The organism is Providencia sp. PROV003 (assembly GCF_045040775.1).
Classification (GTDB): Bacteria; Pseudomonadota; Gammaproteobacteria; order Enterobacterales; family Enterobacteriaceae; genus Providencia; species Providencia huashanensis.
This window is the reverse complement of sequence record NZ_CP096369.1, coordinates 1,443,644-1,467,679: the sequence shown is the minus strand read 5'-3', so window position 1 is coordinate 1,467,679 and position 24,036 is coordinate 1,443,644. Positions and strand designations below refer to the sequence as shown.

The window sequence follows — 24,036 nt, the reverse complement described above, 5'->3', positions numbered from 1 at the left end:
CATTTAATTCACAAAGTATATACATTTAAATTTGAATTTTTATACGAACAGTGGAAAAAGGGGAGTCAGAAAAGTTATACAACAACAAGTAGCTCTCTGTTTCTATGGAAAAAGTTGTATATACATTTAATTTTATACATAGAAACAAGCAAATAGCTGAAATGGGAGATACTTCACATTCCGTAAAAATAGAAAAATGAACAGATAACACGGCTAGAACTCACTCTAATGAGATAAGCTCTTCACAAAACAGGTCACTTATAAAAGATAAATACCAAATTAATAGTTATCTATTTTTGCAATACATTAAATTTAGGGTGGGATAATCTACCCTAAATTTAAATATATTACTAAGTGACCCTTTATGACTAAAATTACTAAGAATATTGTCTATTCCCCCGAAAATACTCACTGTATAAAAAATAACAGCTCGAATAAAAAATCACTCCCAAGTTCTATTCACAGAATTAAAATAGCGTTAGGATCAATTTTAGAATCATTCAGGTTATCAATAATAAATAAAAGAAAACAGACATTAAATAATAAAAGTAAAATAATTTCCCTTAAGCAACACTTTCAGAATCTTAGTAAATATAAAAAAGAAATTATTCATGATAAAAATTCAACTTCAATTATATTAAAAACTAAAATAGAAAGATTTACTCCAAATAGTGATGATAAAACGACATCTACCGCTCTGGGTCACATTCTTGAATCTGATGGATTTACTTTTGATAGGGAACTATCTGATAAATTCAACAAAGATTTCAATAGAATGAATGTTTATTTACACACCCCATATCGCCAAGAAAACACAGTAAATATTAAAGATGCAAGAGTTCTTACTGCAAAATTCGGTTCAAAAAACGCACAAATAATATCACAAATCACTCATCAAGGCTTTCTTGCCGACCCGCTCACTCGTTTACATAAAATAAACAAAGATGATAATTATATTATAGGAAATAACGCTATAGATACAATCCAAAATGATGAATCAATTGATGATATGAGAACTAGTTTTACGATTAAAGAAACAGAAAATGGCGATTGTATCATTACGGCTAATAAAAAATTTAAATATATAAATGTAACTACTAGTTTTGGTCGTGAATTGCCAAACTTATTAATCTCAGTCGAAAGAAAAACCTATTTAACTAAACGTGACGACGGCACACTTGAATTAATGAATAATAATAATGGTGTTTTAAAACATATTAATGATAATAAAGATAAGCTTAAAATTACTATTATAAAAAAATAATACAGAAAGCATTGGTATTAAATACTTCGAGCTATTGCACTCCCACAGCCCGAAGTATTTAATATATTCTCACTAACCGCCTAAATAAGCATTTCTGACAGCCTCATTGGCTAACAAGGCTTTTCCACTGTCTTCCAAGACAATACGCCCATTTTCCAGTACATACCCGCGATCAGCGAGTTTCAAAGCTTGATTAGCATTTTGCTCAACAAGGAAAATGGTCATGCCTTCTTCCCGTAGCTGTTGAATCGTATCAAAAATTTGCATAATAATAATCGGAGCCAACCCTAGTGACGGCTCATCGAGTAACAACAATTCAGGCTGACTCATTAAAGCACGCCCTATGGCAAGCATCTGTTGTTCCCCACCTGACATCGTCCCCGAGCGTTGGTTTCGACGTTCATAGAGCCTTGGAAATAGCGTATATACTCGTTCAATACGTTCTTGATACTCTTGGCGATTAGCGAAAAATCCCCCCATGGCGAGGTTTTCTTCTACCGTCATACGAGAAAATACACGCCGCCCTTCTGGCACTAATGCAATATCTTCACGCATAATTTTCGATGTAGGTAATTGAGTAATATCCACACCTCGGTAGATAACTTGGCCTTCAGATGCTCGAGGGTCGCCACACAAGGTGCTTAATAAGGTTGTTTTCCCTGCACCATTAGCACCAATTAGGGTCACAATTTCACCCTTTTGAATATTTAAGCTGATCCCATGCAGTGCTTGTATCTTCCCATAGTGAGTAGAAACTTTTTTAAACTCTAACATCAGTAAGCTTCCCCCAAATAGGCCTTAATCACATCTGGATGTTGGCGAATTTCATTTGGTGTACCATTGGCTAATGGCGTACCTTGATTCACAACATAAATACGGTCTGAAATCCCCATCACTAATTTCATATCATGTTCAATTAATAAGATAGAAACATTATGATGGCTGCGTAATTCAGCAATTAATTCATCTAAGTCGTTAGTTTCTTTAGGGTTAAGTCCTGCTGCGGGTTCGTCTAACATCAAAATTTCAGGGCGAGTCACCATACAGCGTGCGATCTCTAAACGTCGTTGTTGCCCATACGCTAAATTACCTGCTTGCCGATTAGCAAACGGTAATAGGTCAACTCGCTCCAACCATTTTACCGCATTATCAAGAGCTTCTGACTCTGCACGGCGAAAACCTGGAGTCTTTAAAAGACCAGAAAAAATACCACTTTTCAAATGTTGATGTTGCGCAACAAGTAGGTTCTCAATGACAGTCATTTCTTTGAACAACCGCACGTGTTGAAAAGTTCGGATAACCCCTAAACGCGCGATAGCTTGCCCTGATAGGCCTTCAAGGTGTTTATCATGGTATAAGATAGTGCCACTAGTCGGCTTATAAAAGCCAGTTAAGCAGTTAAAAATGGTTGTTTTCCCTGCGCCGTTAGGCCCAATTAAGGACACTATTTCACCCTGATTAATCCCTAGTTCGACATCATTAACCGCAAGTAAGCCACCAAAACGCATGGTTAAGCCACTGACCTGTAATAAAGGGGGAGTTAATTGACTCATGCGCCCTCCCCTTCAGGTACTTTTTTAACCTGCATTTGTCGACGTTTCATTGGTAATAAGCCTTGTGGCCGCCAAATCATCATCAATACCATCAATGCCCCCAATAACAACATGCTGTATTGGTTAAGGTCACGCATCATTTCCCTTGATACAACTAAGATAATAGCGGCTAAAATCACCGATGTTTGCGAGCCCATTCCCCCAAGTACAACAATAGCCAGTACAAATGCAGACTCAACAAAGGTAAATGACTCTGGGCTAATAAACCCTTGTCTTGCGGCAAATAATGTCCCCGCAAACCCCGCAAAAGCGGCACTAATAGTAAAAGCGGTTAATTTAATTCGCGTTGGACTCAAGCCTAGTGAGCGACATGCAATTTCATCTTCACGCAACGCTTCCCACGCACGGCCTAACGGCATTCGAAGCAGCCGATTAATGATAAACAGCGTCAATACAACTAGCAGTAGCGCGACAAAATAGAGAAAAATAATCCGATCACCAGGGCTATAATCTAACCCAAAAAAGTTATGGAATGTGTCCCATCCCTCTTTTGCTGTACGGCTAAACTCAAGACCAAACAATGTAGGTTTAGGTAACTGGCTAATCCCATTCGGCCCACCTGTGATCTCAGTATTATTGAGTAATAAAATACGCACAATTTCCCCAAAACCGAGCGTCACAATCGCAAGATAGTCACCTCTTAATCTCAGAACAGGGAAGCCTAGTAAAAAACCGGCTAATGCCGCGGTTAACCCTGCAATCGGTAAACTTTCCCAGAAACCAAAACCATAGTAATGATTTAATAACCCGAAAGTATAAGCGCCGATCGCATAGAAGCCTGCATAACCTAAAACCAGTAAACCAGAAAGGCCAACAACAACGTTTAACCCCAACCCTAACATCACATAAATTAGTGTTAAAGTCGCAATATCAACACTTCCACGTGAAACTAGAAATGGCCAAATAATTGCAGCAATAATGATTATGACCGCTAAGATTTTCTGTTTTGTTGTGGAACCATCAAAATCAGGAATAGACCAAGCTTTCTTAGGAACGCCTTTCCATACTTTACTTAACGTTGGGCGGACAAGCTGGTACACAAAAATGACGACAATCCCTGCAAGAATCCAATTCCAACGAACAGAATCCCCCATTGTGACAACCAGTTTTGTTCCATCAAGTGTAAGTTGCATCCCCATCATAAATAACGCCAGCACAAAAAAAGTGGCTGAGGCTACAATGGCGTTAATCCAATTTTCTTTTCTCATACTTTTTCGACCTCCGGGCGTCCCAGAATGCCGGTAGGCATGATTAATAACACACCGATTAATAAACCAAATGACACGACATCTTTGTATTCAGTGCTCAAATATGCAGAAGTCATCGCTTCAGCCACACCAAGAATTAAACCACCTAGCATGGCGCCAGGAATACTGCCTATTCCACCTAATACTGCTGCCGTAAAGGCTTTCATCCCAGCCATAAAGCCAATATATGGGTTAATAACACCATAAAATTGCCCTAACAAAACACCGGCTACTGCGGCCATTGCAGCGCCAATAACAAAAGTTAACGAAATGACTCGGTCGGTATTAATGCCAAGTAAACTCGCCATTTTTAAGTCTTCAGCACAAGCGCGACAGGCTCTTCCCATCTTTGAATAACGAATAAATACGGTTAACGCCAGCATCGCTAGCAGTGTTACCACCCATATTGTTAACTGCATTTTCGTAACTGTTGCTGCAAAACCATCACTTTCACCGAGCACCCATTGCCCTGTAATTAGGCTTGGTAACGCTAAGTCCCGTGAACCTTGTGACAAACTGACATAGTTTTGTAGAAAAATAGACATCCCGATCGCCGAGATCAATGCAATTAAACGTTTAGAATGACGTACAGGCCGATAAGCAACACGCTCAATACTCCAACCATAAGCACTGGAAACAACGATCGCGGCAACAAATGCCGCAGCGACTAAGATCCAGCCAACGTCAATCCCAAGCATCATTAAGCCTGCGATCACAATAAAAGAAACATAGCTGCCTATCATATACACTTCGCCATGGGCAAAGTTAATCATACCAATGATGCCGTACACCATGGTATAACCTATAGCGATGAGTGCGTAGGTGCTGCCAAGAGTCAATCCATTAAGGAATTGCTGAATAAAATAAAGAATTTGATCTGACATAAGACTATCCTTTCGAACTGCTTGTCCTATATAGAGAACAGAAGCCGGAAGAAAGTGACTCTCTTCCGGTTCTTATTCACTACTTTGGAACACGACTCGCGACTATTTTACAGAGGTGGAAGTCCCATCTTTGTGCCATTCAAATACACCAAACTCGAAACCTTTCAAGTCCCCGTTTGGCTGCCAGCTTAGCGTTCCCATTACAGTTTCAACTGGATTTGCTTTCAAATCTTTGACTAAATCTTCAGGCTCAACACTACCTGTACGCTCCATTGCCGTAGTTAAACCTTGGATAGCAGCATAAGTTGTCCACACAAATGGCCCTGTTGGATCTTCTTTTTTCGCTTTAATTGCATCAACAATAGGTTGGTTAGTGGCAACTTGGTCATAGCGCTTTGGTAATGTGACTAGCATCCCTTCCGAAGCATCACCAGCGATATTCGATAATGACGAGTTACCAACACCTTCAGGCCCCATAAAACGGATGTTTAGACCAGATTGCTTCGCTTGGCGTAAAATTTGCCCCATTTCTGGGTAATAACCACCGAAGTAAACAAAATCTACGTTTTCTTTTTTCAGCTTCGCCACTAATGCTGAAAAATCTTTGTCACCAGCGGTAACCCCTTCAAACATCACTTCTTTTACACCAGCTTTATTGAGGTTTTCACGAACAGAGCGCGCTAAACCTTCACCATACTGCTGTTTATCGTGTACCACAGCGATACGAGTTGGCTTAACCTCATCTAAAATATATTTAACTGCGGTAGGCCCTTGGTCAGAGTCTAAACCCGTCGTACGCAATACCATTTGGTAACCACGGGTAGTGAGGTCGGCGTTCGTTGCCGCAGGGGTGATCATAATCACGCCTTCATCTTCATAGATATCCGATGCAGGCTGAGTAGAAGAAGAGCACAGATGACCAATAACATGGCGAATACCATCATTGATTACTTTATTGGCAACTGCAACTGCTTGCTTCGGGTCACAAGCGTCATCGTATTCAACTGCAACTAGTGTATTACCATTAATGCCACCTTTTGCATTAATATCTGCAATAGCTTGACGCGCTCCTGTAAATTCCATATCACCATATTGAGCCACTGGCCCTGACATTGCGCCAACAACCGCAATTTTAATTTCCTTTGCCCATCCCGCAGAGCTGAATGCCATCGCGATACAGCCCGCTAATAATGCTTTATTCATATTCTTCATTTTATCGTCCCCGTCTTCATGGTTCTGAGTGTTTGTATTTGATTTGTAGTAGATTATTATGGTTGACAGGTACAATGCCTGATATTTCAAAATACAGCGAATAAGGCTATATATTTCATAACATTAAACAAGATAATTATGCTAAATAGCAAATGGATATGGTAGGTAATTACATTAGATGCAGAATAAAAAACTAATGTGTTTAAGTGGTTTTTATGTAAATACCAGTGTTATATTCTAGTTAAATTTAAATTAATCCGAGCTAAACTCGGAAAATTAAGTCGTACCAAATTTTTCTCTCTAAAACCTAAAAATCAGTTGTAGATCACTCTGGCAGGATCAGTGACTGCAACCCTTACAGGGAAACGGACAAAACATCATGAGACTCACTATTATCCCTTTGGTCATTCCTACTGAACAGCAATACCTAGACTTACATAAAATCTGGCCTGACCAGAGCCAACATGAACTTACTGAAATACTTAAAACTGGGGAACAGTTTTATGCTGCTCGCTTTAATGAAAGGTTACTTGCAGCCGCTAAAGTGAGCGTTGACCATCATCATGCCATTATTCGTGATTTTTGTGTTCGTGAGGCGACTCGTCGCAGAGGTGTTGGCTTATATTTAATGCAAGAAATTTTCCGAGCTCATCCTGATGTAGAACACTGGCAGTTCAATTTCAATCATGTTTTGCCACAAGAAAAACAACACACGCAATTATTTTTAACCGCCTGCGGGTTTAATGCGACAATACAACCAGACGTATGGGAAAAACAGATAGGCTACCTACATGAAGTTAAATAAAATCCATCATGTTGCGATCATCGCCTCAAATTTTGAAGTCAGTAAAGATTTTTACTGCCGTATTTTAGGTTTAAACTTACTAGCACAATACTACCGTGCTGAAAGCCATTCATGGAAAGCAGACTTAGCTTTTGGGGAACATTATCAAATTGAATTATTCAGTTTTATTGATCCACCAGCAAGGTTGAGCTACCCCGAAGCAGCAGGGCTTCGCCACCTTGCTTTTAGTGTTGATAACTTAGATAAATGGGTCGCTTATTTAGCAAAACAAGGGGTGACTTGTGAAGAAATACGGATTGACCCTTACACTCAAAAAAGATTCACGTTTTTTGCTGACCCTGATGGCCTTCCATTAGAGTTGTATAGCGACTAAGAGTAGGTTGTTTGCCTATTTATAAGGCCAGAAATAAAAACAGAATATAAGATGTGATTATCTGCATTTATACTCCATTTTATTGAAGACAAATGCAGATAATTATTTACCGCAGTTTATTTAACAACAAATTACATCTCGTCGTCATCTTCTTCCATGGCTAAACGCAGTTTTTTCATGGCATTTTTTTCTAACTGACGAACACGCTCAGCTGATACACCGTACTTATCAGCCAGTTCTTGCAACGTCGTTTTGTTGTCATCATCAAGCCAGCGTGCCCGAATAATGTCTTGGCTGCGCTCATCTAAGGAATCTAATGCATCAGATAGCCGATCAGTCGCGTGACTTTCCCAGTTATCATCTTCAATGGAACCTGCAAAATCCGATGATTTATCCTGCAAAAATAAGACTGGCGCAATTGGACCGCCGAAATCACCGCTATCGTCGTCATCTGACATATCAAATGCCATATCCTGTGCGGCCATGCGAGATTCCATTTCGCGGACATCTTTCGTGCTTACTCCAAGTTCTTCAGCAACCATATCCACTTCTTCTTGATTAAACCAACCAAGACGCTTTTTATTTTTTCTTAGATTAAAGAATAGCTTACGCTGAGATTTAGTTGTTGCAACTTTTACGATACGCCAATTGCGTAACACATATTCATGAATTTCTGCTTTGATCCAGTGAACCGCAAAGGAAACTAGGCGAACACCAACCTCAGGATTAAAACGACGCACCGCTTTCATCAAGCCGATATTTCCTTCCTGAATTAAATCCGCTTGCGGCAAACCATACCCCGCATAACTACGAGCAACATGAATAACAAAGCGCAAATGCGACAAAATAAGTTGCTTGGCAGCATCCAGATCACCGTGGTAATGCAGCCGTTCAGCAAGTTCCTTTTCTTCCTCAGCGGTAAGCATCGGGTAAGCATTAGCCGCCCTAACATAGGCTTCAATACTTCCTTGTGGAACAAGAGCTAAGGATTGCATATCTTTGGTCATTCAGATCCTCTATAAACAAAATGGAAAACAGATTGGTTTGATGTCGATAACCGTATTGGTTAATCATGAAGTAAACATAGAGTTTAGCAGTTTAACGGCATTAAATAAATTATATACAGGAATTGTCAACAGTAGGTCAATATAAGACAAAACAATCCAGACTAAGTTCACTTTTAAAATAAAGACCTAATAAAATCAAGGGCTAATAAGCATTCATTACCCATAGCCCTCGATAAAAGCCACTAAAAACAATCTATTACTCTGGTGTAAAATGACGTAAATGTTGAAGTGTCGCCAACCATGCTGCAACCCAACCTACCATTGCAGATAATAAGAGGATCAATAATGACTCTTCCCACAATAGCCCTTCAATATTAAATTGAGTCCCAAACACACTTGCGACTTGCGCAACACCAGCCGATAACTGCCAAACCAGTAAGAAGGTCATAATTAAGGAGATTATGGCGCCTAAAGCCCCTAAAAAAAGCCCCCCATTTAAAAATGGCCTCATGATAAAACCATCAGTTGCGCCGATCAACTTCATCACATTGATCGTATCTCGTCGAGCAAAAATATTTAGCCGCACACTGTTACCAATTACAAGGAACAATGACACAATCATTAAAATACCAATCACGGAAGCAATGCTCCCCACCAAATTGGTTAATGATGCTAAACGCGCAAACCAGCTATCATCCATGCGAACTTCTTCAATACCATTCACTTGACTGACCCGGTCTCGAAGTGTGGTCAGTACCGTTGACCCTTCAAAGTCAATTTTTGGCGTTATGATCGCCACCGCAGGCAATGGGTTTTCTTCAAGCATATCAAGTGCGGTACTAAAACCAGACCAGCTACGAAATTCGCTCATTGCTTGGTCCCTTGAAAGGTAATTAACGTTTTCCACACCTTCAAGAGCCTGTAATTGAGTCACCACATTTTGACCACCTTGTTCATCAAGAGATTTATCCAGATAAACTGTGAGTTGTGGTGTTGGATACCACTGTGCTGCTGCTTGTGAGACGTTTTTCCACACAATATAACAAAGGCTTGGTAAAGCGAGTGAAATCGCTATCACCATCACCGTTAAAAAGGTGGCTAAAGGTTGCCTAAGCATATCGGCAAGTGCATTAAGCCACGAATAACGCCATTGCTCACGCCACCCGCCCTTTAGTGCTTTACTTTTCGATTGCATGGTGCGTTCTGGCCTGCCTTTACGGACATTCTTAGCCATGTTGACCTCCAAGCATGCGGCCTTCACTAAGTGTAAGAACACGATAGTTACGACGTTTAATCAATGCAATATCGTGTGTTGCCATTAATACCGTCACGCCAACGCGGTTAAACTCTTCAAATAAACGCATAATACCTTCCGATAGCTCGCCATCAAGGTTACCGGTTGGTTCATCCGCGAGTAACATCGTTGGTTTATTCACCACGGCTCGTGCAATACCCACTCGCTGCTGTTCCCCACCAGATAATTGGATAGGGAAATTTTTCGCTTTATCCAATAACCCAACTTTATCCAATGCAGCAGAAACGCGCCTACGAATATCTTCTGTACTCGCCCCAGAGATAATCAATGGCATCGCTACGTTATCATAAACAGTTCGATCAAATAGCAGGTGGTGATCCTGAAAAATCATGCCGATCTGCCTGCGCAGAAATGGGATCTCCCGATTCTTCAAGCGGCTAATATCGTGACCATTAAACAAAATGTGGCCCGCACTTGGGCGCTCAATGCCACATATTAGTTTAAGTAACGTACTTTTACCTGCGCCTGAGTGGCCTGTTAAAAATGCCATTTCCCCAGGTTGAATATGAAAATCAACCCCTTGGAGAGCTTGGCGGCCACCGCGATAAGCTTTACTAACGTGTTCAAAGCGGATCATCGAAAATTATTCCTCTCGGGCAAATAGAGCCTCGATAAAGTCATCTGCTTTAAATGGACGTAAATCTTCAATACCTTCACCAATACCAATGTAACGAATTGGAATACCAAATTGGTCTGCAATAGAGAAAATTACCCCACCTTTTGCTGTGCCATCGAGCTTAGTCAATGTGATACCAGTCAAACCAACAGCTTCATCAAAAAGTTTGGCCTGACTTACCGCGTTTTGTCCAGTACTCGCATCTAGCGTTAACATAATTTCATGCGGTGCGTTTTCATCCAATTTTTTCATCACGCGAACAATTTTCTTCAGTTCTTCCATTAAGTGTGATTTATTTTGTAAACGCCCTGCAGTATCAGCAATTAAGACATCAGCACCTTTAGCTTGCGCTGATTGAATTGCATCAAAAATAACTGAGGCTGGGTCTGCACCGGTGTGTTGAGCAACCACAGGGATTTTATTACGTTCACCCCACACTTGGAGTTGTTCAACCGCTGCGGCACGGAAAGTATCCCCCGCAGCTAACATGACGCTTTTCCCTTCCGACTGGTATTGACGTGCTAATTTACCAATCGTGGTTGTTTTACCCACTCCATTAACCCCAACCATTAGAATAACATAGGGTTTTTTATCTTCGATCACGAGTGGTTTATCCACTTTCGCTAAAATATCAGACATTTCCTCACGCAATTTGCCATATAAAGCCTCAGCATCTTTCAGGTCTTTACGGCTAGCATGCGCGGTGAGGTTATTAATAATTTTACGAGTGGTATCTACACCAACATCTGCAATTAATAATTGTTCTTCAAGTTCATCAAATAGGTCATCATCAATTTTCTTACCAGAAAATAACCCCAAAAAGCCTGAACCTAAATTTTGACGGGTCTTCAATAACCCTTTCTTTAGCCTAGCAAAGAAACCCTCTTTTTTGGGTTTTTCTTGTTCTGTTGGCGAATTATTTTTTTCTTCTTCTAAACGTAAGCGCTCGGCTTCGGCTTCTTGGCGTTCACGTTCTGCTTGCTCTTCCGCTAACCGTGCCGCTTCGGCTTCTTGGCGTTCACGCTCTGCTTGTTCTTCCGCTAACCGTGCCGCTTCGGCTTCTTGACGTTCACGCTCTGCTTGTTCTTCTGCTAACCGTGCTGCTTCGGCTTCTTGACGTTCACGCTCTGCTTGCTCTTCCGCTAACCGTGCTGCTTCGGCTTCTTGGCGTTCACGCTCTGCTTGCTCTTCTGCTAACCGTGCTGCTTCGGCTTCTTGGCGTTCACGCTCTGCTTGTTCTTCCGCTAACCGTGCTGCTTCGGCTTCTTGACGTTCACGCTCTGCTTGTTCTTCTGCTAACCGTGCTGCTTCGGCTTCTTGACGTTCACGCTCTGCTTGCTCTTCCGCTAACCGTGCTGCTTCGGCTTCTTGGCGTTCACGCTCTGCTTGTTCTTCCGCTAACCGTGCCGCTTCGGCTTCTTGGCGTTCACGTTCTGCTTGTTCTTCCGCTGCTTTAATCGTCGCTAAATCAGCTTGACGCTGTTGTTCTAAAGCCTCTTCTGCAGCCTGAATAGCGGCTAATTCTGCTTGGCGCTGGCGCTCCATTTCGACTTCAGCCACACGCATTGCCTCAGCTTCCAAACGCTCACGCTCCGCCTGCTCTGCTATGAGCCGTACTTCTTCTGCCTTTTGGCGTTCAAGTTCAGCTTGTTCTTGGGCTGCCTGAATCGCCGCTATTTGTGCTTCACGCTCTTTTTCTGCTTGCTCAGTTGCTGTTTCAATTGCAGCTTGCTGTTCCTCATACTGACGCTGAGCTTCATCTTCAGCCGCTTTAATGGCGGCCTGCTCGGCTTGATGTTGTCGTTCTGCTTCTGCGGTTGCGATATCTATTGCAACTTCTTGCTCTTGCGGCTGTTTTTCAGCTTCGTCAGCCGTATTTGTTTGTTGATGGTCTGTTTTCTGAGTATCTTCTTCATTTTTACGACCAAACCCCAACCATGAAAAGAACCCTTTTTTCTTGTCTTTAGCCATTTGCCACTACACTCCTCGCGGTAAAAATATGGCACTCGATAATTAAATCGCGATAAAATTACATCCAGTCTACCATTTCATCGCTCAGCAACACATATCTGAAAGAAAAATCCTGAAAATTTAATCTAAATTTGGGTGTTAAAACTGTGAAAATAAAACGCTATAATTGAAATCCAACCAATAAGGAATAACAACACTGCAACTTATCGTCTGACAGGTATACAATAGTAACAATCAATTTTAAGTACATAAACCAGCTAAGTAGCAATAAATATTATGGCAAAAAAACCACAATCAGCCCCTTTAGGGCAAATTCGAATTATTGGTGGAAAATGGCGAGGCAGAAAACTACCTGTTCGCGATAGTGAAGGCTTACGCCCAACAACAGATAGAATAAAAGAAACCTTATTTAACTGGTTAATGCCTGTTATTCGTGATGCTCGCTGCTTAGATTGCTTTGCAGGAAGCGGGGCTTTAGGCTTTGAGGCTCTTTCTCGCTTTGCCCAGACTGTAACCTTTATTGAGCTTGATAAACAAAACGCACAGCTATTAGCCGAAAATAAAACCCGCTTGCAAGCCGATAATGCCTCTGTTGTCAATAATAATACCCTTAATATACTAAACCAATCAGGGGCCCCTTTTGATGTGGTTTTTATTGACCCACCATTTCGAAAAGGGTTACTTAATGAAACCATTCAATTATTAGAAAAAAACCAATGGTTAGCAGAAGAAAGCTGGGTATACATTGAGTCAGAAGCGGAGTCACCACTTACTGACATTCCAGCGAATTGGCAACTTCACCGCGAAAAAATAGCTGGGCAAGTTGCTTATCGTCTTTTCATCCGAACTTTACTTTAGGGAAAAAAACATGTTTATTAACATTGGACGCCTGCTGATGATTTGTGTTTGGGGCTTTATGGTATTTAACCTTATTCACCCATTCCCTAAGCCACTGAAATACTTTATGGATATTGCAATGGTGTTTATGGTTTTCATGCATGCACTGCAAACTATCTTTCTTAAAGCGACCCTCCCTAAAGGGGAGAAAATCTCAGGTTTAGTTCAACTACGAATTTTCTTTTTTGGGTTTTTTGAAATGCTAGCTATGCAGAAAAAAACCAAAGCCGCGTTGGAAGAAGCAAAGAAAAAACAGTCCGGCCAATAAGGCCCTAGGCTGGCTCAAAACGAACAAACCGCGTACCTTGCATAATAAGTTTACCTTCGCGGCCTAACTCAACGTCTTGGTATTGTTCTTCCGTTACAATAGTTTTGATTATTTCACCACTTGATAGCGTTTTGAAATAAATTTCATAACGAAAAGTTTCTGGAGAGACAACATCTCGCTCTCTAGAACGCATGTTAGGGTAAGGGTAATCTTTTTTATTATCGACTTTAACTAAATAAGTCACAGGCAAAGAGTTATCATTAATTTCATTTTGCTTGCGTTGGTCAAAAAAGCGCTTTGTTGCTAAAACAGCAATGATCGCAAGAACGATAATCAGTAATATTGGCTTATTCATAATGTGAATTTTGTTTAAAAAGTCAGTAACTGTAGTTTATCTTATTTATATAAATAGGACACGTTATCTAAGTAACCTAATCACTGTAGTTTCACTCATTGAACTTATAAGGATATGTGTATGATTAGTTGGCCATTCCTCGCTGTACTCTTTTCCGGTTGGTTGTATGTCGATGCAGCCTATCGAGGACCAGGGTGGCAACGTTGGTTATTTCGCCCTATTACACTGCTACTCTTACTACTCTGGGGGTGGAGTTCTGAGGATTTAAATATTCAAAACTACCTGATTTTAGCAGGCCTATTAGTTTCTCTAGTAGCGGATCTTTCTCGCATGTTATCTAGTGAACGCTTACTAACTTCAGTCGCATTGATGTTCTTGAGTTACCTGATTTATACCATTAGCTTTGGGATGCAATTAAATTTTGGCCTATTCTTACCTTGGCTAGCTGTCCCTCTGATTATTGCAGCCGTTACTCTTGTTTTCATTTGGGGAAAGCTCGAAAATCTACAGGCTATTGTTTTTGCGTCGTTAATCATGTGTATGATTATGGCATGGGTCGCAGGTGACCAGTACTTTGGGCTAGCTCGTGAATATAATTTTTCCATTATGATAGGGGCATCACTACTGTTCTTATCTAACTGTGTTTGGCTAATAGCACATTTCCGTATTCCATTTAAAGCCTCAAAAGCCGTTGTTGCCGCGCTCTATTTTATTGGACAATTCTTCATTGTTCGTGCCATTTATCTGTAACAACAACTCATTCAAGTCTCACGCCAATTGATAAAAAATGCTATTTGAGAATTTTATCAATTGGCACCTCTCTTTTAGTTTGACTCTGGAGTAGACTCCAAAGTGTAAGCTTATCTGCAATGATAGAATATCTTGTTTGATAAGGGGCACTTATGCACACACATACACATAAAGATACCCATGCGCATACGAGCAGTTGCTGCTCAAGCAATAGCAGCTGTTCATCCTCTATTGCGAATAACAGCAAAAAAGTTAGTAATGACTCACATACTCATGAACATAATAATGTGAAGGAATATCCTGACGATGACGAAGAATCTCATCAGCATTCTTCACATCAACACACAAGTCATGACCACCAACACGGCACCAGCTGTGGGCTTAACACACAAACAATTAACGACGTTGAACCAACTCTAGAAGCGAAACAACGCTTTAGTTGGATCATCCGTGGTATGGATTGCCCAAGTTGTGCAAATAAAATTGAAACCGCAGTAAGACAAATTAGTGAAGTTAAACAAGCTAAGGTGTTGTTTGCCACAGAAAAATTAGTTGTTGATGCAAATACTGACATCAGCACGGCAGTACGTTCTACTGTTGAAGCTGCGGGTTATGAATTACTTGAAGTTGGTAATAACAGTGCTGCGTCCCTTGCTCCTCAACAGAGTTTATTGAGTGAAGCTAAACCCGTCATTATCTTAGCCATTTTAATGGCCATTAGTTGGGGGATTGAGTCTTTCAATCCGCAAATTGGTAACATTGCTTTTATTTTAACTACCCTTTTTGGGCTATACCCTATTGCCCGTAAATCGTTACGTTTAATTCGTACAGGCTCCCCCTTTGCTATTGAAACATTAATGACCGTTGCAGCTGTCGGTGCAATATTCATTCAAGCAACTGAAGAAGCCGCGATGGTTATCTTGCTCTTCATGTTAGGTGAAATGCTGGAATCATATTCTGCAGGTAGAGCACGACGCGGTGTTAGCGCATTAATGGCTTTAGTGCCAGAAGATGCGGTCTTAATCAAAGATGGGGAAAAATCCACTATCCCTGTTGCGCAATTACGACCAGGCGACATTATTGAAATAGCCCCAGGTGGTCGTCTACCAACAGATGCTGTTTTGGTTTCGGGTTTTGCTAGCTTCGATGAAAGTGCACTAACAGGGGAGTCCGTTCCGGTTGAACGCAATGTTGGTGAGAAAGTTGCGGCGGGTTGTTTGTCTGTTGATAGAGCTGTTCAAATGGAAGTGGTGTCAGAACAGGGGCAAAATGCTATCGACCGCATTTTACAACTGATCGAGGAAGCAGAAGAACGCCGAGCACCTATAGAACGTTTTATTGACCGCTTTAGTCGTATATACACGCCAATCATTATGTTGATTTCAGCGTTAGTGATTGTCATTCCACCTATTTTCTTTGGTGCATTGTGGGAAACGTGGATATATCGAGGCTTAACATTGCTGTTGATCGGTTGTCCATGTGCTTTAGTCATCTCAACCCCAGCAGCTATAACCTCGGCACTCGCCACTGCAACTCGTCGTGGAGCATTAATTAAAGGTGGTGCAGCACTTGAGCAACTAGGTACTATAACAACAATTGCTTTGGACAAAACAGGTACACTGACAGAAGGTAAGCCTCATGTCACTAACTTAGTGCCAGCAGAAGGCATGACTGAAGGTGAATTAGTGCAAATTACCGCTTCTGTAGAAGTTGGCTCTCACCATCCTCTCGCCAAAGCTGTAGTTAATAAAGCAGAAGAATTATCTTTAACAGTTCTAGAAGCTCAAGAGCGCAAAGCATTAGCAGGGAAAGGGGTTGAAGGTTTCCTTAACAACAAGCATATTCTTGTTAGCGCACCGAATCGCCTTGATATCCCGTTAAATAGTGAGTGGCAAGGTAAAGTTGAAGCCCTAGAGGCCGAAGGGAAAACTGTCGTTGTCACGCTTGAAGATAGCCGTGTCATCGGTTTAACCGCTTTGCAAGATACGCTGCGTAATGATGCAACTGATGCAATGCATATGCTTAAAGCGCTTAATGTGAACGCCGTGATGCTAACCGGTGATAACCCACGCGCTGCTAGTGCAATTGCAAATCAGTTAGGTATGGAATACCGAGCAGGGCTATTGCCAGAAGATAAAGTCACTGCAGTCATGGAGCTTAACCGTAACCATAGTACCATGATGGTCGGCGATGGCATCAATGATGCGCCAGCAATGAAAGCGTCAAGCATTGGGGTGGCTATGGGAAGCGGAACTGATGTGGCTCTTGAAACCGCGGATGCGGCGTTAACCCACAACCGCTTAACCGGATTAGCTGAAATCATTGCGTTATCCCGTGCGACACGAAAAATCATTCGTGAAAACATCGCTATCGCACTTGGGTTAAAAGGTGTTTTCTTAGTAACCAGTTTATTAGGGATCACTGGGCTTTGGGTTGCAGTACTGGCCGACTCAGGTGCAACTGCACTGGTCACTGCAAATGCTGTACGGTTACTTCGAGTAAAATTACCTCAAGTGAAAAAATAGTGTTTCATCAACTAATCAAAGCGCCCTTAGGGGCGTTTTTCTTTTGTAGAAGAAAAAATAACTCTAACCATTACAATATGTTAATTGCCATCTTGACTAAATATTTAGGACTAACTTCACCCCCATTCCATCCCAAACCCCGCTAGAATATCCCCTGAAAATAAGTCATGGTCATCACATTTTGGGAAGGTTAATATGGTAAAAAGTCACAGCTCAACACCTCATGACTCTGCATTTAAAGGCTTTATGTCTAAAATTGAGAACGCTCGTGATTTTTTTGATATTCACCTACCAATGCATATTAAACAGTTATGTAATTTTGATACCTTGGCCATCACCAATTCTTCATTTATTGATAAGCAACTTCGCTCTCGGTTATCAGATGTTTTATACACTGTGGAAACACTACAAGGCGAAGGCTATCTTTATATGCTAGTTGAGCATCAATCAACACCCGATAAATTTATGGGATGGAGGATGATGTATTATGCATTTTCAGCAATGAATCAGCACTTACAACAAGGGCATCGTCATTTACCCTTAGTCGTCCCTATCTTGTTCTACCATGGGAAAGTCACTCCCTACCCGTATTCACAGCCATGGACCCATTGCTTTCCTTGGCCTGACATAGCCAATGATTTATATAGCCAACCATTTCCTGTCGTTGATATTACCGTTATTGATGACAATGAACTGGTGAATCACCGCAAGGTTGCCGTGATGGAATTAGCAATGAAGCATAAAGATTTACGAGAAAATGTTGAGAAAGTGACTACACTATTAGCTCAAGCGATGAACAATAATTATCATAACAATGATGACATTATCACAATTTTCAATTACTTATTTCTTACAATGGATTCACCTCATTTTAAAATTGTTGTCAGTCAACTTATCAATCAAATTGAAAATAACCAAGAGGCAATTATGAACATTGCACAACGCTTAAAAAATCAAGGAATGCAAGAAGGAATTGATATTGGTGTAAACCGAGGAATTGATATTGGTGTAAACCGAGGAATTGACATCGGTACAAATAGAAAACAACATGAAGTTGCCCTTAAAGGCTTAGAACTCGGGACCAGTATTGAACTAATTAGCCAACTCACTGGGTTAAGCTACCAAGAAATATTGGACTTACAGCATACTTCATAAGTTAAATTTCAGTGATATTCTCAATCCCTGCCTTATGGCAGGAATTGGCATACTTAATATTACAACCCGCCCGCCTTTTTACGCAATAAATAACGGTAAGGTGTCGTTTCAGCTTCAACAGCCAATAATTCATGTTCCATAAAGCGGCAAAAACCTGGGATATCGCGGGTTGTTGCAGGGTCGTCAGCAATAATTAACAATGTTTCACCCTCAGCCATATTACGGACTGTTTTACGCACTAACATAACAGGCTCAGGGCAACGTAAGCCAAGTGTGTCAAGGGTTTTGCTCGCATTTGCAAATAAGTCAGACATAAAAACGCTTCTACTCAAAGTAATCAATGAGCCAATTATATAATAAAATTGCTCGCGATGAGTGAACAGTTTTGCTTTTGTTGCGCAACAAGCGTATGATGCGCAATTCCCGATTTAGGGATGTATTTCATGGGTTCCCTCACCCCATTGCGACTAAAAAGGTACAATATGTTTGATTTTACTGTGCGGCAAAAAGCCACCGCCTTAATCTGGCTATCTTTATTTCATGTACTAATTATCACTTCAAGTAATTACCTAGTGCAGTTGCCAATTAATATTTTGGGCTTCCATACCACTTGGGGTGCATTTACTTTTCCATTTATTTTTCTTGCTACAGACCTAACCGTTCGTATTTATGGCGCACCACTTGCCCGTAGAATTATTACTGCTGTAATGTTACCTGCATTACTGATTTCATACGTTATTTCAGCGTTATTTTTCCAAGGTGAATGGCAAGGTTTTGCATCTTTATTTGAATTTAACTTATTCGTTGCGCGTATTGCTGCAGCAAGCTTTATGGCTTATGTCCTTGGGCAAATATTAGATGTTGGTGTATTCAACCGGTTACGGCAAAATGCACGCTGGTATGTAGCGCCTGCTTGTGCCATGTTTTTTGGTAACCTGATTGATACTATTGCATTCTTCTTTATTGCATTTTTCCGCAGTAGCGACCCATTTATGGCCGCAAATTGGGTTGAAATTGCTTTGGTTGATTATGTATTTAAACTACTTATTTGTATGCTGTTTTTCTTACCTGCTTATGGGGTTCTGTTAAACCTAATCTTAAAGTACTTCTTTAATAATGCAGATAAAAAGCAATTAATTCGTCAACATTGAAAATAAAAAAGGAGATAGCTAAATGCTATCTCCAAAAGGGTTAAACTGAGCTAAAACAAAGAATAACACCCCTACAATTCAATAAATTCCGTGAATATTCCGTATAATTTTTAATTATTGAATATTCTCAATATTTCAATTCACAGTTAAATCACCAACGAAGCCAACACCACACAAGCCTCATTCCTCTTAATTCTCTAAATAATTCGTGTTGTGGCTAGGCGGCAAATGAGCGAAACCCTAGGGGCATACACAAGTATATGACTAGGGGTCGCGAATGAAGCTAACAACGCCACAGCGCGAAGTATGACGAGAATTTTATAATGCGCGTGCTAAGAGCGAAATAGGATGCTCACACTTTTTGCTTGTCGACATTTCAATCTGCCATTTACATGTTTCACAGTCAGTGATCACCATATCGACACCACTGTCTTCAATTTGGCGGAACAGGCCTGCCCCAATACCTTGAGAAACTTCATAGTTTTCTTTTTTAAAACCATAAGTCCCAGCAATACCGCAACACTGTGAATCCAGTACAATCAACTCAACACCGGGTACTCGTTTAATCAGCTCTAATGTGTAGGAAGTCCAGCCCATTTTTTCCATATGACAAGGTGTATGATAGGCTACTTTTAATGGGGTATGTTTCAACTTAAGTTCACGCCCCTCTTCCAGTAGGCGATAAATATAGCGTGTTGCCAGCTCAATATTGTCACGCATCTTAGAAGTATCAACATCAAGAACATGGGTATATTCATCGCGAATAGTAAACGTACAGGTGGAGGATGTTGCAACGACTGGAATATGCTTTTCAAGGATAGTTTCTTGCAATGATTCCAAATTCACATTAGCTTGGCGTTTCGCTTGTTTCATAAAGCCATTAGCAATCAATGCGACACCGCAGCATTTTTCACGTTTAAGAAGCTGTACCCCAATGTTCATACCATTAAACACTTTAATCAGGTCTTTACCTAATTGAGGATGGTTGTAATTTACATAGCAACCATGAAAAAATGCCACCTGTTCTTCAAATTTTGCTTGCTCCGCAGCCTGTTTGGAATACCAACGACGGAAAGTCCCAAAAGAGTATTTTGGTAACTCGCGACGATGGTCGATTTTCAATGCCTTATCTAATATTTGGCGTACAGGTTTCAGGCCAGTGATCGTATTCACAACAGGTGCAAATGGCGTTGATAACGACCCCATTAAATCAGTATGGCTGAGGATAGCATCCCGGATTTTCGGTTTTTGCTGGCTATAAGTGTTGCGCGCACGTGCAATAATGTCACCAATTTTAACATCTGAAGGGCAAGCAACCTCACAACGCTTACAGTTAGTACAATATTTCAGCGCTTCATCATAAAGCATTGGGTCTTTTAAGCGTAAACGCTCGCCATCTGGACCTGCTTGTTTTGGCCCTGGGTACAATGGATTAACTTTTGCAACAGGGCAATAAGTAGTACACACCGTGCATTTAATACAGCTTTCAAAGCTCGTATCGAGAATACTCATTGTGCCACCTCCGCCTGCATGGCTTCATTTTTACTTATTTCTCCAATAATTTCATTTGCAGCAAATAATGCGCTAATCATTGAAACCCCAGCGCCACATCCTTGGGTTAGTGGATCAAAAACACCTAATACAGCACCAGCAACATAAAGGTTGTTAATGGTTACGCCCCCTTTTTGAGCGCGCAATTTACCATCTGTTTTTACACCAAAGGCCATATATGGCTGAGAGGCAAAAAACTGTTTATTTGTCCATTTGGCACGTTCAGAAATATCACACAAATCTAATTCCATAAGTGGCTCATAAACGCGGTCAAACTCAGCTACCAAGCCATTATTAAAAAAGCTGCCGGTGGCTAAAACAAAGTGTTTTGCCTTTAAAGATATATCGCCGTGATTGCGTGTTTGAATAGATTCAACTCTTCCATTAATACAATTCACTGACGTTACCTTGTCCCCAGGCATAACGATACCGCCTTGACGACGAAATTGACGTAATAAGCATTCATGCAAGCGAATCCCCAACAAGGATGGTGGCAATGTTGGCAATAAATACAGGGGCTTACCTAACCTTCTTTGTAGCTCTAATACTGGTTCCTCACTATCAAGACCTATGCAAGCGGGCAAAAATACGGCTTCCGCATCAACAACTAAAGGCGAAATCTCCTCAATAATTTGCGTCATATTTTCGGTTCTATCTAACCAACGAGCAACATTGACGGCTCGAAATTCGCTTGGGTTTTCTCTTAAACGATCCAATAGTGGCAAGTGCACATAATGAGCGCTTGCTGATAGCCCTTCACGCTGCAATTCATCAGCCACCATCTGTGGTTGAAAATCCAAAAAACCTTCAATCCCCACAACCGCAATTTTGCCTATATCCATTTTTTGATGTAAAGAAGCTGTAGGAACAACCTCAGGGCTTAACCACGTCATACGTTTATGACCCAATGGTGTGATGCGATAATGATTTTCTTCACAAGAGCCTTTTAAACGAATACCAGTTTGTTGCAGGATAGACTCTGCCATTTGCGCTAATACAGCAACTTGCGCCTCCCCTATCAGACTATAAGGGTGTGTTGGCGCTTGTGCTTTCAGTGCGCTTAACATCGATAAGGGTTTTTCAGCGACTTGTCCATCAGGTAAATGGGTTAATAAATCGAGTGAACCGGAGGAAAAATGTAAGGCATTTTGCCCTGCGCTCACAATGGCGCATGACAAACCTGATTGAGTGAGGCGAATACCACAAAGTAACCCAGCAAGGCCTCCCCCCATAACAACAGCATCATATTTCATTATCCGCCTCCTCCTTCTGAGGTGCTTTAGCCAGCGTTGCCTCATTCATACCGCACAAACCGTGATAAACCCAACTGGTAAACTCGCTTTCACGTAATGCATCACCCCACGCAATTGGACGAATGCCTTTCCAACGTTCATTTAAGAAATGACCTAACTGTTGCTCAGTTTCATGGGGCGTTGTGACATTAAAGCGATTTAACAGCCCTGCGGCACGACAGGCGCATAATTCTCCTTGGCAAGTTCCCATTCCCACACGAGTACGGCGTCGTAAATCAAGTAGATTATTTACTGTTAGTGAATTAACAGCATAACGAACTTCGCCAGCAGTCACCGCCTCACATTCACAAACTAAACTTTTATCTAACCTATCAGTGCTTAAAATCGCAGAAGCACGATCTCCATGACGATAAACTGCAGAGCCGCGAATAGGAGCTGGAATTGAAACAACATTGCGTAATGCTTCTTCCGCGCTATGTTGTGAGCCTGGAAGCGCCGCTTCAGCAGTCGTACACTTCTCATTATGACCTAACTTTTCACAAACCTTATCGGTAGCCCATTCAGCCATCAACCGATAAGTCATTAATTTACCGCCAGTAATAGTGATAAACCCTTCCAAGCCATCACGTTTTGCATGGTCTAACAATACGATCCCTCGGCTTACATTACGCCCTGAAGGGTCATCATCACTAGCAACTAATGGGCGAACGCCTGCATAAGCACGCAAAATGCGCGTTTTCGCCAGTGCGGGGGATAACATAGAGCCTTCGCGGATCAAAATATCCACTTCTTCAGGCGTGACATACATGTTATCAATTTGGTCATATTCAATATGAGTTGAGGTGGTGCCGATCAAGGAAATAGTATCACCAGGCACAAGAATATCGGCGTCCGCAGGCTTGCGGCAACGGTTTATTACCATATTGTTTAATCGATGACCTAAAATCAATAAAGCCCCTTTTGCGGGGAACATTTTAATTTTTAGATCGCCATATTCTGCAATTTTTTGCCCCCAAATTCCCCCCGCATTAACAACAATTTCCGCATAAATATCGTATTGTTTTTTTGCTTGATGGTCATAAACGGTAACACCGCGCACAGTATCCCCGTTACGAATGAGGCCAATAACCTCATGATAAGTTAATACCTTAGCGCCATGCTCTCTAGCATCAAGCATATTCGCTGCGGTTAAACGAAATGGGTCAACAGTTCCATCTGGTACACGAACTGCCCCAATAAGCTGAGGGTTAACTGAAGGTTCAAGACGGATGGCTTGAGCAGGGTCAATTGCTGTTGCATCGATTCCGGCTGCTTGGCAGGCTGTAATAAACTTTTGCTGATAGTCTAAACTATCCTCAGGTAACGTAATGAACAAACCATCTGTGCGCTCAATACAATGATGCGCAATGCGTTTCAATATTTTGTTTTCTTCAATACATTCTTTAGCTGATTCACTGTCCGTTACTGCATAACGTGCACCGCTATGTAGTAAACCGTGGTTACGTCCTGTCGCCCCCGTTGCAATATCATGCCGCTCAAGTAAAACCGTTCTTAGACCTCGGCGAGCGCAGTCACGAGCGACTCCTGCACCTGTTGCGCCACCACCAATTATGATGACATCCGTTTCAGTCACAGATGAGCCATTCATGTCGCATTCCTCACATTAATAAACATTTCTATAATCAGTACAAGTATAGATTCTATTTTTATAATCTATTACTAAATATAGACCAGAAATGCGACCAATGTTTGATAAGGAACAAAAACGAAAGTGATTGGTACATTTTTAGCGTTGAAAACAACAAATACGTGATGTAAATCACA

The 24,036-nt window shown here is 41.2% G+C and carries 23 protein-coding genes; 9 read left to right on the top strand and 14 right to left on the bottom strand.

Annotated features, from left to right (window positions below; translation table 11 throughout):
• The first annotated feature begins 364 nt into the window (after positions 1 to 364).
• Positions 365 to 1,264 carry a hypothetical protein gene (locus tag M1F14_RS06735; RefSeq protein ID WP_181468766.1) on the top strand — a complete coding sequence of 300 codons (900 nt, stop codon included), beginning with the start codon at positions 365 to 367 and terminating at the stop codon, positions 1,262 to 1,264.
• Between the two features lie 72 nt (positions 1,265 to 1,336).
• On the opposite strand, the gene livF is transcribed toward M1F14_RS06735, so the two are convergent.
• The 5 genes from livF to M1F14_RS06710 form a co-directional block, all read right to left on the bottom strand.
• Positions 1,337 to 2,038 carry a high-affinity branched-chain amino acid ABC transporter ATP-binding protein LivF gene (gene livF, locus M1F14_RS06730; protein WP_042846311.1) on the bottom strand — a complete coding sequence of 234 codons (702 nt, stop codon included), beginning with the start codon at positions 2,036 to 2,038 and terminating at the stop codon, positions 1,337 to 1,339.
• Positions 2,038 to 2,817: a high-affinity branched-chain amino acid ABC transporter ATP-binding protein LivG gene (livG, locus tag M1F14_RS06725; protein WP_042846312.1), complete on the bottom strand. Its 780-nt coding sequence runs from the start codon at positions 2,815 to 2,817 to the stop codon at positions 2,038 to 2,040. The genes livF and livG overlap by 1 nt, the downstream gene beginning before the upstream one ends.
• Entirely contained in the window at positions 2,814 to 4,085 is a 1,272-nt protein-coding gene (locus M1F14_RS06720; RefSeq protein ID WP_042846314.1) for a high-affinity branched-chain amino acid ABC transporter permease LivM, read from the bottom strand. The genes livG and M1F14_RS06720 overlap by 4 nt, the downstream gene beginning before the upstream one ends.
• Positions 4,082 to 5,008 carry a high-affinity branched-chain amino acid ABC transporter permease LivH gene (livH, locus tag M1F14_RS06715; protein ID WP_042846319.1) on the bottom strand — a complete coding sequence of 309 codons (927 nt, stop codon included), beginning with the start codon at positions 5,006 to 5,008 and terminating at the stop codon, positions 4,082 to 4,084. Before livH ends, M1F14_RS06720 begins: the two co-directional genes overlap by 4 nt.
• 102 nt (positions 5,009 to 5,110) lie before the next feature.
• On the bottom strand, positions 5,111 to 6,220 hold the full coding sequence (locus tag M1F14_RS06710) for a branched-chain amino acid ABC transporter substrate-binding protein (RefSeq protein WP_042846321.1): 1,110 nt from the start codon (positions 6,218 to 6,220) through the stop codon (positions 5,111 to 5,113).
• 379 nt (positions 6,221 to 6,599) lie between these two features.
• Between M1F14_RS06710 and panM the strand changes: the two genes are divergently transcribed.
• Positions 6,600 to 7,025, top strand: coding sequence for an aspartate 1-decarboxylase autocleavage activator PanM (panM, locus tag M1F14_RS06705; protein ID WP_181468767.1), 426 nt, complete (start codon positions 6,600 to 6,602; stop codon positions 7,023 to 7,025).
• Positions 7,012 to 7,398 carry a VOC family protein gene (locus M1F14_RS06700; RefSeq protein WP_048606112.1) on the top strand — a complete coding sequence of 129 codons (387 nt, stop codon included), beginning with the start codon at positions 7,012 to 7,014 and terminating at the stop codon, positions 7,396 to 7,398. Before panM ends, M1F14_RS06700 begins: the two co-directional genes overlap by 14 nt.
• A gap of 131 nt (positions 7,399 to 7,529) precedes the next feature.
• On the opposite strand, the gene rpoH is transcribed toward M1F14_RS06700, so the two are convergent.
• The 4 genes from rpoH to ftsY all read right to left on the bottom strand — a co-directional run bounded on the left by rpoH (position 7,530) and on the right by ftsY (position 12,307).
• Positions 7,530 to 8,405: an RNA polymerase sigma factor RpoH gene (gene rpoH, locus M1F14_RS06695; RefSeq protein WP_042846326.1), complete on the bottom strand. Its 876-nt coding sequence runs from the start codon at positions 8,403 to 8,405 to the stop codon at positions 7,530 to 7,532.
• Positions 8,406 to 8,661: 256 nt separating this feature from the next.
• Positions 8,662 to 9,639, bottom strand: coding sequence for a permease-like cell division protein FtsX (ftsX, locus tag M1F14_RS06690; RefSeq protein WP_042846328.1), 978 nt, complete (start codon positions 9,637 to 9,639; stop codon positions 8,662 to 8,664).
• On the bottom strand, positions 9,632 to 10,297 hold the full coding sequence (ftsE, locus tag M1F14_RS06685) for a cell division ATP-binding protein FtsE (RefSeq protein ID WP_048606110.1): 666 nt from the start codon (positions 10,295 to 10,297) through the stop codon (positions 9,632 to 9,634). Before ftsE ends, ftsX begins: the two co-directional genes overlap by 8 nt.
• Positions 10,298 to 10,303: 6 nt before the next feature.
• Positions 10,304 to 12,307: a signal recognition particle-docking protein FtsY gene (ftsY, locus tag M1F14_RS06680; protein ID WP_181468768.1), complete on the bottom strand. Its 2,004-nt coding sequence runs from the start codon at positions 12,305 to 12,307 to the stop codon at positions 10,304 to 10,306.
• A 276-nt stretch (positions 12,308 to 12,583) separates the two neighbouring features.
• Between ftsY and rsmD the strand changes: the two genes are divergently transcribed.
• Both rsmD and M1F14_RS06670 read left to right on the top strand, forming a co-directional pair.
• Positions 12,584 to 13,165, top strand: coding sequence for a 16S rRNA (guanine(966)-N(2))-methyltransferase (gene rsmD / locus M1F14_RS06675; RefSeq protein WP_048606105.1), 582 nt, complete (start codon positions 12,584 to 12,586; stop codon positions 13,163 to 13,165).
• 10 nt (positions 13,166 to 13,175) lie between these two features.
• The gene (locus M1F14_RS06670) at positions 13,176 to 13,472 is read left to right on the top strand and encodes a DUF1145 family protein (protein ID WP_181468769.1); all 297 of its coding nucleotides are present in this window, start codon (positions 13,176 to 13,178) and stop codon (positions 13,470 to 13,472) included.
• A 4-nt stretch (positions 13,473 to 13,476) separates the two neighbouring features.
• Here M1F14_RS06670 and M1F14_RS06665 read toward each other — a convergent pair whose 3' ends face one another.
• A complete protein-coding gene (locus M1F14_RS06665) occupies positions 13,477 to 13,827 on the bottom strand; it encodes a DUF2500 family protein (RefSeq protein ID WP_042846338.1) in 351 nt (116 codons plus the stop codon).
• Positions 13,828 to 13,947: 120 nt separating this feature from the next.
• Here M1F14_RS06665 and M1F14_RS06660 point away from each other — a divergent pair, with 120 nt between their 5' ends.
• From M1F14_RS06660 to M1F14_RS06650, 3 genes are all read left to right on the top strand, one after another.
• Positions 13,948 to 14,577 carry a lysoplasmalogenase gene (locus tag M1F14_RS06660; protein WP_042846339.1) on the top strand — a complete coding sequence of 210 codons (630 nt, stop codon included), beginning with the start codon at positions 13,948 to 13,950 and terminating at the stop codon, positions 14,575 to 14,577.
• 152 nt (positions 14,578 to 14,729) lie between these two features.
• Entirely contained in the window at positions 14,730 to 17,102 is a 2,373-nt protein-coding gene (locus M1F14_RS06655; protein WP_071548626.1) for a zinc/cadmium/mercury/lead-transporting ATPase, read from the top strand.
• A gap of 195 nt (positions 17,103 to 17,297) precedes the next feature.
• A complete protein-coding gene (locus M1F14_RS06650; protein ID WP_181468770.1) occupies positions 17,298 to 18,257 on the top strand; it encodes an Rpn family recombination-promoting nuclease/putative transposase in 960 nt (319 codons plus the stop codon).
• A gap of 59 nt (positions 18,258 to 18,316) precedes the next feature.
• Here M1F14_RS06650 and tusA read toward each other — a convergent pair whose 3' ends face one another.
• The gene (gene tusA, locus M1F14_RS06645; RefSeq protein WP_042846344.1) at positions 18,317 to 18,571 is read right to left on the bottom strand and encodes a sulfurtransferase TusA; all 255 of its coding nucleotides are present in this window, start codon (positions 18,569 to 18,571) and stop codon (positions 18,317 to 18,319) included.
• A gap of 168 nt (positions 18,572 to 18,739) precedes the next feature.
• Between tusA and M1F14_RS06640 the strand changes: the two genes are divergently transcribed.
• Positions 18,740 to 19,408, top strand: a complete 669-nt coding sequence (locus M1F14_RS06640; protein ID WP_048606101.1) for a 7-cyano-7-deazaguanine/7-aminomethyl-7-deazaguanine transporter — start codon at positions 18,740 to 18,742, stop codon at positions 19,406 to 19,408.
• Positions 19,409 to 19,726: 318 nt separating this feature from the next.
• Here the strand turns inward: M1F14_RS06640 and glpC are convergent, their stop codons facing one another.
• The 3 genes from glpC to glpA are packed head-to-tail and all read right to left on the bottom strand — an operon-like array spanning position 19,727 to position 23,860.
• A complete protein-coding gene (glpC, locus tag M1F14_RS06635; RefSeq protein ID WP_048606099.1) occupies positions 19,727 to 20,920 on the bottom strand; it encodes an anaerobic glycerol-3-phosphate dehydrogenase subunit GlpC in 1,194 nt (397 codons plus the stop codon).
• Positions 20,917 to 22,212 (bottom strand): glycerol-3-phosphate dehydrogenase subunit GlpB, encoded by a 1,296-nt coding sequence (gene glpB, locus M1F14_RS06630; RefSeq protein WP_181468771.1) that lies wholly within the window; start codon positions 22,210 to 22,212, stop codon positions 20,917 to 20,919. The genes glpC and glpB overlap by 4 nt, the downstream gene beginning before the upstream one ends.
• Complete coding sequence (glpA, locus tag M1F14_RS06625) at positions 22,202 to 23,860, bottom strand: anaerobic glycerol-3-phosphate dehydrogenase subunit A (RefSeq protein WP_042846352.1); 1,659 nt, start codon at positions 23,858 to 23,860, stop codon at positions 22,202 to 22,204. The genes glpB and glpA overlap by 11 nt, the downstream gene beginning before the upstream one ends.
• Positions 23,861 to 24,036 lie beyond the last annotated feature (176 nt).

What these genes read in the sequence shown, in the direction of transcription:
- M1F14_RS06735 (WP_181468766.1), top strand. Translation starts at nt 365, where the DNA reads ATGACTAAAATTACTAAGAATATTGTCTATTCCCCCGAAAATACTCAC.
- livF (WP_042846311.1), bottom strand. Translation starts at nt 2,038, where the DNA reads ATGTTAGAGTTTAAAAAAGTTTCTACTCACTATGGGAAGATACAAGCA.
- livG (WP_042846312.1), bottom strand. Translation starts at nt 2,817, where the DNA reads ATGAGTCAATTAACTCCCCCTTTATTACAGGTCAGTGGCTTAACCATG.
- M1F14_RS06720 (WP_042846314.1), bottom strand. Translation starts at nt 4,085, where the DNA reads ATGAGAAAAGAAAATTGGATTAACGCCATTGTAGCCTCAGCCACTTTT.
- livH (WP_042846319.1), bottom strand. Translation starts at nt 5,008, where the DNA reads ATGTCAGATCAAATTCTTTATTTTATTCAGCAATTCCTTAATGGATTG.
- M1F14_RS06710 (WP_042846321.1), bottom strand. Translation starts at nt 6,220, where the DNA reads ATGAAGAATATGAATAAAGCATTATTAGCGGGCTGTATCGCGATGGCA.
- panM (WP_181468767.1), top strand. Translation starts at nt 6,600, where the DNA reads ATGAGACTCACTATTATCCCTTTGGTCATTCCTACTGAACAGCAATAC.
- M1F14_RS06700 (WP_048606112.1), top strand. Translation starts at nt 7,012, where the DNA reads ATGAAGTTAAATAAAATCCATCATGTTGCGATCATCGCCTCAAATTTT.
- rpoH (WP_042846326.1), bottom strand. Translation starts at nt 8,405, where the DNA reads ATGACCAAAGATATGCAATCCTTAGCTCTTGTTCCACAAGGAAGTATT.
- ftsX (WP_042846328.1), bottom strand. Translation starts at nt 9,639, where the DNA reads ATGGCTAAGAATGTCCGTAAAGGCAGGCCAGAACGCACCATGCAATCG.
- ftsE (WP_048606110.1), bottom strand. Translation starts at nt 10,297, where the DNA reads ATGATCCGCTTTGAACACGTTAGTAAAGCTTATCGCGGTGGCCGCCAA.
- ftsY (WP_181468768.1), bottom strand. Translation starts at nt 12,307, where the DNA reads ATGGCTAAAGACAAGAAAAAAGGGTTCTTTTCATGGTTGGGGTTTGGT.
- rsmD (WP_048606105.1), top strand. Translation starts at nt 12,584, where the DNA reads ATGGCAAAAAAACCACAATCAGCCCCTTTAGGGCAAATTCGAATTATT.
- M1F14_RS06670 (WP_181468769.1), top strand. Translation starts at nt 13,176, where the DNA reads ATGTTTATTAACATTGGACGCCTGCTGATGATTTGTGTTTGGGGCTTT.
- M1F14_RS06665 (WP_042846338.1), bottom strand. Translation starts at nt 13,827, where the DNA reads ATGAATAAGCCAATATTACTGATTATCGTTCTTGCGATCATTGCTGTT.
- M1F14_RS06660 (WP_042846339.1), top strand. Translation starts at nt 13,948, where the DNA reads ATGATTAGTTGGCCATTCCTCGCTGTACTCTTTTCCGGTTGGTTGTAT.
- M1F14_RS06655 (WP_071548626.1), top strand. Translation starts at nt 14,730, where the DNA reads ATGCACACACATACACATAAAGATACCCATGCGCATACGAGCAGTTGC.
- M1F14_RS06650 (WP_181468770.1), top strand. Translation starts at nt 17,298, where the DNA reads ATGGTAAAAAGTCACAGCTCAACACCTCATGACTCTGCATTTAAAGGC.
- tusA (WP_042846344.1), bottom strand. Translation starts at nt 18,571, where the DNA reads ATGTCTGACTTATTTGCAAATGCGAGCAAAACCCTTGACACACTTGGC.
- M1F14_RS06640 (WP_048606101.1), top strand. Translation starts at nt 18,740, where the DNA reads ATGTTTGATTTTACTGTGCGGCAAAAAGCCACCGCCTTAATCTGGCTA.
- glpC (WP_048606099.1), bottom strand. Translation starts at nt 20,920, where the DNA reads ATGAGTATTCTCGATACGAGCTTTGAAAGCTGTATTAAATGCACGGTG.
- glpB (WP_181468771.1), bottom strand. Translation starts at nt 22,212, where the DNA reads ATGAAATATGATGCTGTTGTTATGGGGGGAGGCCTTGCTGGGTTACTT.
- glpA (WP_042846352.1), bottom strand. Translation starts at nt 23,860, where the DNA reads ATGAATGGCTCATCTGTGACTGAAACGGATGTCATCATAATTGGTGGT.